This window comes from Nocardia sp. Marseille-Q1738, assembly GCF_965283145.1.
Genome location: NZ_CBDIMS010000010.1, coordinates 13,544 through 25,998 on the forward strand (window position 1 = coordinate 13,544; position 12,455 = coordinate 25,998).

Here is a 12,455-nt window from a genome sequence, read left to right on the forward strand (position 1 = left end):
AAGGGGCGATCGATGACGCATATGACCGCACCGGAACAACACCCCGTGCGCCGTGGCATCGCGGCGGGCACGTCCATAGCGGCCGCGATTCTGCTGCTGACCGTCGGTGTGCTGTCGGTCTTCGAGGGCATTTCCGCCGTCGCGGAGGACCAGTTGTACATCGTGGGCACGGAATACGTCTACAAGTTCGACACCACGGCATGGGGCTGGATCCATATCGTGCTCGGGATCCTGCTGATCATCGCCGCGCTGGGTTTGATGACCGGCGCCACCTGGGCCCGGGTTACGGCGATCTGCCTGGCCGCCTTGTCGATCATCGCAAACTTCATGTGGCTGCCGTACTACCCGGCTTGGTCCATCCTCGTTATCGCCCTGAACATCGTGGTGATCTGGGCGATCGCCACCTGGAGGCCGGACACGGCCGGGGCGGAAGGCCTGAGCGGGCGCGAAGGCCTGACCGGGCGAACACCCGCGGCACCGCCCCAATAGCTGGGCACGCAGGGTGCGGGGACGCGGTCGAGGTCGGCTCGGCGCAGGTCGAGTCCGACGTCGGCCGCGTCGTGGTCTGCCCCGCCTCTCCGATTCCGACCCAGCCTGCCGCCGCGCGGCACCGAATGTCTTGTGGCGCTTGCCGGAATCCGGCAGGCGAGATCGGGTGCGCGTGCGCGGCGATCGCCGCGGCTCGGTCGGCCAGCGGTGCGGGTGCGGAACAGTGCGGAGATACCGCTGCGTGGCGATGGGAAGGGGTTCTGCGGTGGGCAACCATACCAAGCAGTCCGCGATGCGAGTGGTGATGATACCGACGGAGGTGGTGCGACCGGCCTCGGTGTTCGACGACGTCGCCGCGGCGGCGGGCACGGTCGTGTCGAAGGGATTGTTCTTCGTGCTGATCGTCGGGCTGGTGCTGACCGCGGCGGTGAGTCTGCTGTTCGGCCGCGACGTCGACGGCTGGCCGCTGCTGCTCACCACCGCGACGACCATCGTCACGTTCGTGCTGGTCGCGCTGCTGCACAACATGCACAGCCGGGCCACCTACGCGATGCAGGTCAAACTCAACGCTCTCGCCGAGGCGCTGTCGGACGTCAAGGTCGGACTGAGCGCCGATGCCGCCGTGAGCTGTCGCGGTGAGCAGCGGTGCATGGAACACGGTTTCGCGCACAACGACAGATCCGCGTAACCCCTCGGCCGAGTCGAGGTTTCCGCTGTCGCCGCTGACTCGGTTGTGGTATCCACCCTTCGTCATCCCTACGAATCGAAGGAAGCCAATGGCCGGCAAACCCCCGCTCGTACTTCTGCACGGTGTCACCATGTCCGAGCGGGTGTGGGATGACGTCACACCATTACTGGCCGCGCGGCACGAGGTGATCACCCCGACGGCCGTCGGCCATCGGGGTGGACCACCTGCGCTGCGGCGTCCGGCGCGGGTCGAGCACTTGGTGGACGATATCGAGCGGCAGTTCGACGCGCTGGGCTTGCGCCGCGCGCACATCGCGGGCAATTCGCTGGGTGGCTGGATGGCGATCGAACTGGCTCGCCGCGGCCGCGCGGAGACCGTCTGCGCGCTGTCGCCCGCGGGATTCTGGGATTCCGGCAGCAGGAGCCAGTCGGTCGCGACCCGTCGGATCGCCCGAGAGGCGGCCACCGGCCGGCTGCTGGGATTTCTCGCACCGTTGGGACTGCGCAGTGCGCTGATCCGGCGAGTGGCGTTGCGCAACATCGCGGTGCACGGCGATCGCATCACACCGGCGCAAGCCATGACCGTCTTACACGATCTGCTGGGATGCACCGTCACCGCCGACCTGCTCGGCACCGACGAACACGTTGCCTCCTTCGATCCGCTGCCGTGCCCGATCACGGTGGCCTGGTCGGAGCACGATCGGGTTCTTCCCGAGCAGATCCATGGAGCGATTGCCCGAGCTCGGTTGCCCGAGGCCGTCTTCTCCCTGCTGCCCGGGGTGGGTCACGTGCCGATGATCGATGACCCCGAGCTGGTCGCTCGGACCATTCTCGCCACCACGCACACCACCGCAGCCGAGGCGTCCTAGCTCATCTCACCTTTGCGGGGCAGGTCTGCCGCGGCCGGATGAGGGATCACGGCTGGCGCGGCAGTACGCACGGCGACGGAAGCCGGTGGCTGTAACGGATCGCGGGCGCACGGCGAGGAATAGGCATTCGCCTGAGCGAAGTTTCAGCGCACCATTCCGACCAGCGAGACGGCTATGACGATCTTCAAGCATACGCAGGCGCGCGACCCCAAGCGTTATCTGTGGATGCTGGGATTGATCGCCCCGGCCTGTGCCCTACTGCCTTCGCAATTGGTGGCGCGCACGGGACTGGAAGTGTTCTGGTGGATCGGCCCGGTCATCGTGCTGGTGCTGATTCCGCTGCTGGACGTGGCGGTCGGAGACGACGGGAGCAACCCGCGCGAGGAAGACTACGCGGCACTGTCCGACGACCGTTACTACCGTTGGTGCACCTATCTTTTCCTGCCGATCCAGTTCCTCGGCCTGTTCGTCGCGGGGTACCTGTGGTCGGGTACCGCGTTGAGCCCGGCCGATAAGCTGGGACTGGCCGTGACCCTGGGATTCGTGTCCGGCATCGGCATCAACGCCGCGCACGAACTAGGGCATCGCGCCGAGCATCTCGAACGCTGGCTGGCGAAAATCGCACTGGCGCAATCCGGGTACGGGCATTTCTTCGTCGAGCACAACCGCGGCCATCACGTTCGTGTCGCCACACCCGAAGACCCGGCCAGTGCGCGGCTCGGCGAGTCGCTGTGGTTGTTCCTGCCGCGCAGCATGGTCGGCGGGTTCCGCTCGGCGCTGTCCCTGGAACGTGAACGCCTGTCCCGCAAAGGGAAACGCTGGTTCAGCCGAGACAACCACCTCCTGCAAGCCTGGTCGATGACCGTGGCGCTGTTCGGCACGATGATCGTGGTCTTCGGACCGGTGGTGATCCCGTTCCTGGCGCTACAGGCGCTGATCGGCGCCGGTTTGCTGGAGACGGTGAACTACATCGAGCACTACGGATTGCTGCGCCCGCGCCGTGCCAACGGCCACTACGCGCGGTGCTCACCGCGCGACAGCTGGAACAGCGACCGCCTCGTCACGAACCTGTTCCTGTTCCATCTGCAACGCCACAGCGACCATCACGCGAATCCCGGCCGCCGCTACCAGACGCTGCGCAGTTCGGAGCAAGCACCCCAGCTGCCGGCCGGCTACGCAAGCATGATCGTGCTGGCCGCCATACCTCCGCTCTGGCGCGCGGTCATGGACCGCCGTGTACTGGCCCACTACGGCGGCGACATCACCCTCGCCAACACCAAACCCCGACCCCGACGTCACCACGTCCTTCGCGGCTGCGCCGGGCTCGCCACCACTGACCCGACACCGATTTGCCCAGGGGCAGTCGCGTCAGCCGGTCCAGCCAACGGGCATCGCGGCGATCTCCTGACCATCCACCGATTCGACCGAAGATCCGGCGGGCGGTGGATGGTCAGGCCACGGAAAACGAAGTCCGCCCGCGGGCGATCCTCAGCGGCTGGAACCGCTCGCTGACAGCGATGCCAGCAGACAGTCCCAGTGCGGTGCGCCGCCGGGGCAGCCCGGGCTGGCGACCGGATCCGACTGTTCGACGGGTTCGGCAGGCTGCAGTGGGATGCCGGCGGCTGACGCCGGTGCCGCTGTGACAAAGGGAGCCAGCAGGATTGCGCCGGCGAGCAGTCCGGCACGAAGGTGGGTATGCATCGAGTTTCCTTTCCAGCGGTGAGGGGAGCCGCCGCCAGCGACGCTATCGGCGTGGATGACATCGCGAACAGACCTGGGAAGGTGCGCCACCGAAACTGAGGGCTTCCGCTGAGGCGCCCCGCCGCACCCGGTCAGACGGGGTCCAGCGCGGCGCGGATCGTCTCCACGGTCGCGCTGAGGCGGGCGTGGTGTGAGCCCGGCCAGTAGATCCGGCCACAGTCGCGGCACTGGCGGAAAGTGTCGTAATAGCGGCGGGTGAGCGGTTGCAGCCGATCTTCGACGTCGGCTTTGGCCACCTCGGCGACCGGTCCGCCGCAGCGCAGGCAGCGGGTGAACGGCGCAAGGCACCCGAGCAGATCCAGCCGCCGGATCACCTCGACGACCTGATCGACCGGCTGATCGGACCGGATGTACACACCGTGAGTGACGTTGCGCCGCTTCAGCAGTCCGCGGTCGCGGGTGAGCAGGATCCGGTGCTCGGCGGCGGACACCTCGGCGAGCTCGGCATCCGCGGCATTCCATCGGCAGTGCACGTCGAGGCCCATCAGCCGCATCAGCTTGGCCAGCCCGCCGAGATTGACGTCGGCGACGAAACGCGGTTCACGCAGCGGGTGGGGGCGCACCCTCGTCACCCCGGCGATGTCGAGGGTTTCGAAGACCGGATACGCGCTGATCCGGTCACCGATCCGCGGGTGATGGCCGAAGTCCACCGGTTGCCCGTCGACCAGGACCAGGTCGACCTCGGTGTGTGGGATGCCTGCGGCCTCGATGAGGTCCTTCACGGTCTGGTGGGGCCGGAACGGCCGGCGCAACACCGTGTATCGCTCGTCGGGCCGGAGGAAGTCGTTCAGCTCGGCGTAGACGCGGATGTCGACGCTCATTCGACGAACAGCGCCAGCGATGCCGTGAATCCGTGCAGCGCGTTGCGGCCCGCGATGGGACCGATCTCGCCCGCGGCGAAGAAGCCCGCGAGCGGAATGCCGCCCAGCAAGTCTTCGATCGTCGTGGCATCGTGATCCGCGACCCCGAACATCCGCCGGCCGCGTCCGTTGCACGTGAACAGCAACGCACCGGCCGCACGCCCGGGCAGGTCCGCGCTGGCCCGCGCCAGGGCCGCCCGCAGATCCTTGTCCGCTCCGATCGCGTCACGGACCTGGAACTGGACGGTCGTGCCGACCTCGACGGCATCGCCGATCTCGATCGCGCCGCTGGCCGGGTCGGCGCCGAGGATGCCGCGGATCAGGAAATCGCCCTGCCCGGGCGCGGCCAGATGCTCGTCGACCACGATGCCGATCTGCAAGCCGTTGGCCAGCAGCTCCTGCTGATCGGGCGGCAGCACGTCGACGATCTCCCGCAATCGCACGATCGGCGGCCGGCCGCCGAGTTCGGTGATCAGCTCCCCGCGTGCGGCGGTGACGATGTAGGGGTACCCGATGGGCCGGCAGCCCTGCGACACGATCGGGACTCCGCGCAGGCCGGGCAGCCGCACACCGACCGCGCCGGAGGTCACCACATCACGGTCGAGGAACAGCCGGCTGCCCGCCGGGAACTGTCCGCCGCTGACCAGCCCGCCCATCACGACGGTGCCGGGCAGATCGGCGTTCAAGTGCTCGAGCAACGCGTCGGCCGGGAACGAGTACGGGTCCGGCAGCAGCAGGTGGAAGTCGCGTGCGTCCCTGTCGAAGCGATAGCCGGCGAGCAGTCCGCCGGTCGCGGTGCGGACGAAGTCCAACCGGAAGGTCTCGGCGGGCAGACCGGAGGCCAGCCACACCGCCACCGCGGGCTCGTCCTCGATCTCGCGGCGCCCCGCGACCACCGCCTGCGCCACGCATCCGACCAGTGCGGGCACGCGAACCGTGCGGTGGACACCGGCCAGCACGGCCGAGGCGTCGTCGGCATGCGCCCGTGACGCGAGCAGCACGGCGAGCGCCGGGGCCTCGCCCGCGAGCTGATCGCGCGCGTCCGCCGCGGCCTGCACGCCCGCCTGCCGCGCCTCGGGCGCGGTGGAGAGCCCGACTCCGATCCGCACCCTTCCATCGTAGCCAACCTGCGGCAAAGTGTGTTCCGTTGCGGCGCAACGTTTTTCATTTCGAGCCCGGATCTGTCGGCTGTTGTGAGATCGTCGCGGCGGTCACCGCGGCGGTTCCAGCCCTTCTGGTGCAGGCAGTGGTGTCATTGAGCGCCTGCCGACCCCGCGGACACACCCTGCCAGCAGGGCCCCTGTGGCCGGGCACTGCCATCGAGCAGCACGGGCCGCTAGCTACCTGGTAGCTGTCAGAGCTTGCGCGTGCGTCGTCCCGCTCGGATCGGATCTTCCCAATCCAGGGAGGCTCGACGGCTCCGAGTGAAAATAGACGCACCGCACTCCGCTGAACGGCAGTCCGAGATCAGAGTGTCGGCGCAGGCCAGCGCACCGCGACGGGACCTGACCGGTGTAACGACAAGCAGGAGACATCGGTGAGTGAGCCGTCGCGGATCGATACGGGCGAACTCCGCGCGATGGTGTCGACGCTGGAGGGGCTCATCGCCGAGGCTTCCCGAATAGTCGGCGAGTTGAAGACCGCCATCGCATCGGCGGAAGCGTACTCGAGCGAGCGGTACACCGAATCTCCTCATGCGCGCAGCGGGACGGCATCCGCCCCCACTCTCTCGACGCCCGCGGAGGCGAGGCAGCCGCAGAGTGGGCGCAGTCGGACGGAGTCCGTCGTCAGTCCCGCGCCGGACCGGGTGGAGGCGAGGCAGCCGCAGAGTGGGCGCAGTCGGACGGAGTCCGTCCTCAGTCCCGCGCCGGGCCGAGCGGAGGCGAGGCAGCCGCCTATCTCGACCGATAAGAAGACAGCTGACGATCCGCACACCGTGTCAGGAGAGCACTCGGCCTCCGTCCCTAAGGCCACCCCATGGTCCCGAAGACCCGCGGACACACCTTGGTCGCAGCGCACCACTAGGCCGTACCCGTCCAGCACACCGGCGCGAGTCTCCGCGCCTCGTATACGGAACATCGGTCCGTCCACCGAGGTGCCGGCGATCGCCCGTCGACATCCAGAGACTCAGCCCGCGGACGCAGCACCTGTTTCACGGCCCAGCACGGTCGTGGGGGCGAGCTCCGTTCCACAGCCGAGTGCCGTTGTCGATTCAGGGGCGGATTCGCCGCCCAGCACCGTTGTCGATCCAGGGTCTTCTGTTTCCAGGCCCAGCACCATGTCCGGACTTGTTTCTCGGCCCGGCATCGCCGTCGAACTGGGCTCTGTTTCGCCGCCGAGCGCTGTTGTCGAATCGCGGTCGGATTCGCCGCCCAAGCCCAGCACCGTTGTCGATTCAAGGTCTTCTGATTCCATGATGTCTGGCACCGCCATGGGGTCGGGGCCTGCTTCTCGGCCAAGCATCGCCGTCGAACTGGGGTCTGTTTCGCCGCCGAGTGCCGTTGTCGAATCGGGGGCGGATTCGCCGCCCAGCACCGTTGTCGATTCAGGGTCTTCTGTTTCCAGGCCCAGCACCATGTCCGGACTTGTTTCTCGGCCCGGCATCGCCGTCGAACTGGGCTCTGTTTCGCCGCCGAGCGCTGTTGTCGAGTCGGGGGCGGATTCGCCGCCCAGCACCGTTGTCGATTCAGGGTCTTCTGTTTCCAGGCCCAGCACCATGTCCGGACTTGTTTCTCGGCCCGGCATCGCCGTCGAACTGGGCTCTGTTTCGCCGCCGAGCGCTGTTGTCGAGTCGGGGTCCGTTTCGAGCCGTGACACGGTTGTCGGGTCGGCGCCTGTTTCGCGGCCCAATATTGGTGTGGAGTTGGGGCCTATTCCAGCGCCGAGCGCAGTTGCGGAGTCCGCGCCGGTCCCACGGCCCAGCGCTGATCCCGAGTCGGAGTCCGCACAGGTTGTCCGCGAAATGGCGACCCGGCACGGCCTGGAAGTCATCGGGTTCGAGACGGCGAATGTCGACGCGCAGGCTGTTCGCGAGATCGCCTCCGCGCTGGACGACTTGCTCGCGAAGTATCCGATTCCGCTACGCGGCATCGAGATCATCGAACGGCGCGACGACACGAAACCTCGCTCGGTACGGGATCGCCCCTCGCAAACCGAGCCACCGGGGGACCCGGCGCTGTGGATCGTGCTCGACAGATCCTCGCTGATTCCACCCGCGGGATCGGTGCCGCGGGAAGGGCGGTGGAGAGGCCGCAGACGCGGGTCCGCCGAGCGGCCGGTATACGCGGCGCTCGTGCGTGAATTCGCCGGTGCGCTGGATATCGCGGGCGGCTTCCGTGCTCGTCAAGAGGCTATGCGAGCGCTGGTCGCCGAGTCGCTGCGCGGCGGTGGCGGTGGCCACGGTCTGCTTGACCCCGGCCGGGCGCTGGTCGAGGGCTTTGCCGAGGTGGTGTTGCGCGGGGAGCGCGCTGGTGAGTTGGCGAAGGTGCTGCACGGGGCTCTGGTGAAAATGGCCCGAGCCGAGTCGGACGACCTGTCGGCTTGACCGTGCGAGTGCGGTGCGACGAAGACGACCGCGCCTTTTGGGGACCCCCCTGTTCCAGGGCGGGAACCTATCTGTTATCTACTGGCTACGATTGTTTTCGACTACACGCGCTCGGTAACCGTGAAGGGATTATCTCTATGGCACGCAAGGTCGTCGTGACACTGGTCGATGACTACGACGGCAAGTCTCAGGCCGAGGAAACGGTGTCTTTCGCGTTGGATGGCGTGGCCTACGAGATGGACTTGTCGGCCGGCAATGCCGGTCAGTTGCGCGAATTCTTCGAGCAGTGGGTTCCCTACGCGCGCAAGGTCGGTCGTACGCGGCGGGGCCGCGGCGGTACGCCACGGTCGGCGACCGACCGGGAACAGGCCACGGTCATCCGGGAATGGGCGCGCCAGAACGGCATCGACGTGTCGGCCCGCGGTCGGATAGCCGCCGAAGTGGTCGAGGCGTACAAGAAGGCCAACGCGTAGCGGCGCCGAACCGGGGTACGCGACCACCATGACGGTCACTACGGATGCCCCGTCGCAGGAGCTGCCCCGGCCGCGCGGCGAGTTGTCGTACGCGGTAGTGGAGCTGCTGCGCGGGACACCGGGCCGGTCGGTGCCCCGGCTGGGTACGGCGGACCCGTACGGCGAGGACCTGCACTTGGCCCTGCACACCTGTTACGAGCTGCACTACCACGGCTTCGCGCCAGTCGATCCAGGATGGGAGTGGGACCCGGGCCTGCTGGGTCTGCGTGCCGCGATGGAACAGCGGTTCCAGCGCGCGTTGTATGACGACGTGCCCGGCGGAGCGGATCTCGATGCGGAACTCGACCACTTGCTCGTGACACCGGCCGACCCGGCCGGACCCATCCGCTTCCTGCGCGACGATGGCGAATGGTGGCAGATGCGCGAATACTTCGTGCACCGCTCGATCTATCACCACAAGGAAGCCGATCCGTACGCGTGGGTGATTCCGCGATTGCGCGGCCAAGCCAAGGCATCGCTGGTGGCGGTCGAATTCGACGAGTTCGGTGGCGGGCGAGGCGAGCGCGTGCACGCACAGCTGTACGCCGATCTGCTGGCCGGCGCCGGCCTGAACGCCCAGTACCTGCATTACTTGGACGTGGTGCCGGCACCGATGCTCGCGCTGGTGAACATGATGTCGCTGTTCGGTCTGCATCGATCGCTGCGTGGTGCGCTGGTCGGTCACTTCGCCACCGTGGAGATCACCTCGCCGCCAGGGTCGCAGCGCATGGTGGAGGCGTTGCGGCGCTTGGACGCCGACCCGGCGTGCGTGCTGTTCTATCGCGAGCATGTGGAAGCCGATGCCGTGCACGAGCAGGTGATGCGCACCGGCGTGATCGGCAGCCTGCTCGCGCACGAACCCGATCTGACCGAGTCGGTGGTGTTCGGTATTCAGGCGACGAATCTGCTCGAGGATCGCTTCGCCGACCACGTTCTGGAGTCCTGGCGCGCGGGCCGCAGTTCGTTGCGGGACGTCGAGGGTGAACCGCGCGGCTCCCGCGATTAACCCGCATGATCCGGGCTATCCGTCGACCGTGATGTTGTTCCGAGCCCCTGGGGTTTATCGACCGCAGCTGGACACCTGGCTGCTGGTCCGGGCCCTGTCCGAGGCGGGCGTCCCGCGTGGTGCGGAGGCGTTGGACGTGTGCACCGGTACCGGGGCTTTGGCCGTCGCGGCCGCGCGGGCGGGAGCGGCGACGGTGACGGCGGTGGACGTCTCCCGTGCCGCGACCGTGTCCGCGTGGTTGAACTGCCGCGTCCGCGGCATCGACGTCGAGGTGCTGCGCGGTGATTTCGCCGCGGTGCTCGGACGGCGCAGTTTCGATCTGGTGGTGGCCAACCCGCCCTATGTGCCCGCTCCCGACGGCGCCGCCAACCACGGTTCGGCGCGGGCGTGGAACGCCGGGACCCGGGGCCGAGCCGTGCTCGACCAGCTGTGCGCGGCGTTGCCCGCGCTGCTGAAACCGCGCGGCATGGCGTTGATCGTGCATTCGGCGTTGTGTGACCCGGATGCGACCCTCGCCCGGTTGCGCGAGAACGAATTGAAGGCCGCCATCGTGGCCCGGGCGACCGTGCCGTTCGGGCCGGTCCTGCGCCGCCGCGCGGACTGGCTGGCCTCGGCCGGGCTGATCGAGCCCGGCCAGAGAATGGAAGATCTGGTGGTGATCCGTGCCGATCGAATCCGACCATGAATGGCGGCGGGTGACGCTCACCGCCGACGGTCCCGCCTTGATCGAGGGGCCGGTCGAAGTGGTCACCGCGGACGGTCGAACGATCCGGTCCGACCGGTTCGTAGTCGCGCTGTGCCTGTGCCGGCGTTCGAAGAATTATCCGTTCTGCGACACCAGCCATCGCAAGCATTGCCGTTCGTCGTGACCGGACCTCACGGGGACTGGTTCGCAGGCAGGTCGCGGGCGGTCGCGAGCAGCCACTCGACGGCGCTGGCGATGGTTTGCTCGAGCACGTCCTCCGGCTCGCCGTCGAACTGCCGGTGCCAGGCGTGCACTGCGTGGTCGGTGGCCACCGCGAACCAGACCGAACCGGCCGGTTCGCCGTCCTGCGGATCCGGCCCCCCAACCCCGGTCACCGCCACCGCCGCAACGGATTTCAACAATGAGCGCACCCCTTCGGCCATCACCTCGGCAGCGGTCCGCGACACCACCGGCACGTCGGGCACACCCAGCACGGTGCGTTTGACCTCCGCGCTGTAGGCCACGACGCCGCCACGGAACCAGGCGGCCGAATCGGGTGCCGCGCCGAGCGTGGCGGCCAGCCGGCCCGAGGTCAGCGATTCCGCGACCGCCACGGTGATCCCGGTGCGTCGCGCCAGTTCCGCCAGCTCGTGAGCGCGCTCGTCGGCGTGTGCCATTTCCGTCCCTTCTGCGCCGCGGGTTCAGCTCACGATACGACCCGGCCGGGCGGTCACCGTAGGGCGCGCGCGCCGGTTTCGGCGCCGCGGCGGCGGGAATGTCGGCAGTGCCAGCCCTGAAATCATCCCCACGCAAGGAGAAATCGATGAGCACCGACGCGATCGTGCTGTTGCGCGACGATCACAAGGCGATTCGCAAGCTCTTCCGTGAGTTCGAGAAGGCCGGTTCCGACGCCGCCAAGGGGCGCGTGGTGGACAAGATCATCGAGGCACTCACCGTGCACACGTATCTGGAGAACGAGTGCATGTACCCCGAGGTCCGCAAACTCGTCCCGGAACTGGAAGAAGACATCCTCGAGTCCTTCGAGGAGCATCACGTCGCCGACCTGCTCGCGGCGGAACTCGCGACGATGAAGCCCGAGGACGAGCACTTCACCGCGAAAGCCACCGTCCTGATCGAGAATGTCGACCACCACATCGACGACGAAGAGAACGAGTGGTTCCCGCAAGTGCGAGAGAGTCTGGGTCGTAAGCAACTTCAGGAAATCGGGGCGCGGATGCAAGAGCTTCGGAAGAAGGCGCCGACCTCGCCCGCGCAGCCGTCGGCGCTGAAGAAGGCCGTCGACGCGGTCCTGGCCTGAACCGGTCGATCGCCCGCCGGCACCCGCCGTCCGGGTGCTGCCGTCCGTCCGGGCGCTGCCCTCCGTCCGGGCGCTGCCCTCCGGGGTGCTTCAGTCGGCGGGCGGATACTGCTGCGCGCTCAGCACCCTGGCCAGGTGGGCGGCGTTCCTGGCGAGTGTCGCGGTCGCCGAGGCCACCGCCTTGGGCACCGAGTCGAGCTCTCGGTAGTCGGTGCCACCCATCGCTTGGTCGTTCCAGTAGGTGCAGCCCTGGGCCGGTATGGTGAATCCGATGTCGTTGAGCCCCTGATACAGGTCGGCGACGATCTTGTGCGCGCCGTCCTCGTTGCCGACCACCGCCACCGTGCCGATCTTGCCGGTCATCGCGGGCCTGCCCTCGTCATCGGTCTCGGACAATTCGGCGTCCAACCGCTCCAGCACGCGCTGCGCCACGGAGGACATGTGCCCGAGCCAGGTCGGTGTCGAGACCAGCAGGATGTCGGCCGCCGCGATGCGCTCACGGATCAGCGGCCATTGGTCGCCGGTGCCCTCGTCGACCCGGACCCCGGGAAACACGTCGTGGTCCACCACGCGCAGCACCGTGCCCCGTACGCCGTGCTCGGCCAGCGCGTCCAGCACTTGCCGGGCGATCAGGTCGCTGCTGGATTCGGCGGGTGATTTCTTCAGGGTGCACACGAGTGCGACGGCGACCGGACCGGCCATGGTGAAACCTCCTGGATGGCGG

15 protein-coding genes are annotated in these 12,455 nt (G+C 68.0%); 10 read left to right on the forward strand and 5 right to left on the reverse strand.

Annotation, left to right across the window (positions count from 1 at the left end):
• Nucleotides 1–12: 12 nt before the first annotated feature.
• The 4 genes from ACWPXK_RS28070 (at nucleotide 13) to ACWPXK_RS28085 (ending at nucleotide 3,557) form a co-directional block, all read left to right on the forward strand.
• Entirely contained in the window at nucleotides 13–489 is a 477-nt protein-coding gene (locus ACWPXK_RS28070) for a DUF7144 family membrane protein (protein ID WP_454199174.1), read from the forward strand.
• A gap of 292 nt (nucleotides 490–781) precedes the next feature.
• A complete protein-coding gene (locus ACWPXK_RS28075) occupies nucleotides 782–1,177 on the forward strand; it encodes a low affinity iron permease family protein (RefSeq protein ID WP_454199175.1) in 396 nt (131 codons plus the stop codon).
• A gap of 88 nt (nucleotides 1,178–1,265) precedes the next feature.
• Nucleotides 1,266–2,045 (forward strand): alpha/beta fold hydrolase, encoded by a 780-nt coding sequence (locus tag ACWPXK_RS28080; RefSeq protein WP_454199176.1) that lies wholly within the window; start codon nucleotides 1,266–1,268, stop codon nucleotides 2,043–2,045.
• 174 nt (nucleotides 2,046–2,219) lie between these two features.
• Nucleotides 2,220–3,557, forward strand: a complete 1,338-nt coding sequence (locus tag ACWPXK_RS28085) for an alkane 1-monooxygenase (RefSeq protein WP_454199177.1) — start codon at nucleotides 2,220–2,222, stop codon at nucleotides 3,555–3,557.
• Between the two features lie 320 nt (nucleotides 3,558–3,877).
• Here the strand turns inward: ACWPXK_RS28085 and ACWPXK_RS28090 are convergent, their stop codons facing one another.
• From ACWPXK_RS28090 to ACWPXK_RS28100, 3 genes are all read right to left on the reverse strand, one after another.
• Nucleotides 3,878–4,627 carry a Mut7-C RNAse domain-containing protein gene (locus tag ACWPXK_RS28090; protein ID WP_454199178.1) on the reverse strand — a complete coding sequence of 250 codons (750 nt, stop codon included), beginning with the start codon at nucleotides 4,625–4,627 and terminating at the stop codon, nucleotides 3,878–3,880.
• Entirely contained in the window at nucleotides 4,624–5,775 is a 1,152-nt protein-coding gene (locus tag ACWPXK_RS28095) for an FIST signal transduction protein (RefSeq protein ID WP_454199179.1), read from the reverse strand. The genes ACWPXK_RS28090 and ACWPXK_RS28095 overlap by 4 nt, the downstream gene beginning before the upstream one ends.
• Before the next feature lie 1,018 nt (nucleotides 5,776–6,793).
• Nucleotides 6,794–7,384 (reverse strand): hypothetical protein, encoded by a 591-nt coding sequence (locus ACWPXK_RS28100; RefSeq protein WP_454199180.1) that lies wholly within the window; start codon nucleotides 7,382–7,384, stop codon nucleotides 6,794–6,796.
• Between the two features lie 244 nt (nucleotides 7,385–7,628).
• Between ACWPXK_RS28100 and ACWPXK_RS28105 the strand changes: the two genes are divergently transcribed.
• The 5 genes from ACWPXK_RS28105 (at nucleotide 7,629) to ACWPXK_RS28125 (ending at nucleotide 10,597) form a co-directional block, all read left to right on the forward strand.
• Nucleotides 7,629–8,210, forward strand: a complete 582-nt coding sequence (locus ACWPXK_RS28105; RefSeq protein ID WP_454199181.1) for a hypothetical protein — start codon at nucleotides 7,629–7,631, stop codon at nucleotides 8,208–8,210.
• 137 nt (nucleotides 8,211–8,347) lie between these two features.
• Nucleotides 8,348–8,683, forward strand: coding sequence for a histone-like nucleoid-structuring protein Lsr2 (locus tag ACWPXK_RS28110; RefSeq protein ID WP_454199182.1), 336 nt, complete (start codon nucleotides 8,348–8,350; stop codon nucleotides 8,681–8,683).
• A 28-nt stretch (nucleotides 8,684–8,711) separates the two neighbouring features.
• Nucleotides 8,712–9,728: an iron-containing redox enzyme family protein gene (locus ACWPXK_RS28115; protein ID WP_454199183.1), complete on the forward strand. Its 1,017-nt coding sequence runs from the start codon at nucleotides 8,712–8,714 to the stop codon at nucleotides 9,726–9,728.
• Nucleotides 9,729–9,759: 31 nt separating this feature from the next.
• Complete coding sequence (locus tag ACWPXK_RS28120) at nucleotides 9,760–10,413, forward strand: HemK2/MTQ2 family protein methyltransferase (RefSeq protein WP_454199348.1); 654 nt, start codon at nucleotides 9,760–9,762, stop codon at nucleotides 10,411–10,413.
• Entirely contained in the window at nucleotides 10,391–10,597 is a 207-nt protein-coding gene (locus ACWPXK_RS28125) for a CDGSH iron-sulfur domain-containing protein (RefSeq protein ID WP_454199184.1), read from the forward strand. The genes ACWPXK_RS28120 and ACWPXK_RS28125 overlap by 23 nt, the downstream gene beginning before the upstream one ends.
• 7 nt (nucleotides 10,598–10,604) lie before the next feature.
• Here the strand turns inward: ACWPXK_RS28125 and ACWPXK_RS28130 are convergent, their stop codons facing one another.
• Entirely contained in the window at nucleotides 10,605–11,090 is a 486-nt protein-coding gene (locus ACWPXK_RS28130) for a CinA family protein (protein ID WP_454199185.1), read from the reverse strand.
• Nucleotides 11,091–11,236: 146 nt separating this feature from the next.
• On the opposite strand from ACWPXK_RS28130, the gene ACWPXK_RS28135 reads away from it, so the two are divergent.
• On the forward strand, nucleotides 11,237–11,731 hold the full coding sequence (locus ACWPXK_RS28135; RefSeq protein ID WP_454199186.1) for a hemerythrin domain-containing protein: 495 nt from the start codon (nucleotides 11,237–11,239) through the stop codon (nucleotides 11,729–11,731).
• 90 nt (nucleotides 11,732–11,821) lie between these two features.
• Here ACWPXK_RS28135 and ACWPXK_RS28140 read toward each other — a convergent pair whose 3' ends face one another.
• The gene (locus tag ACWPXK_RS28140; RefSeq protein ID WP_454199187.1) at nucleotides 11,822–12,433 is read right to left on the reverse strand and encodes a flavodoxin family protein; all 612 of its coding nucleotides are present in this window, start codon (nucleotides 12,431–12,433) and stop codon (nucleotides 11,822–11,824) included.
• Between the last annotated feature and the right edge of the window lie 22 nt (nucleotides 12,434–12,455).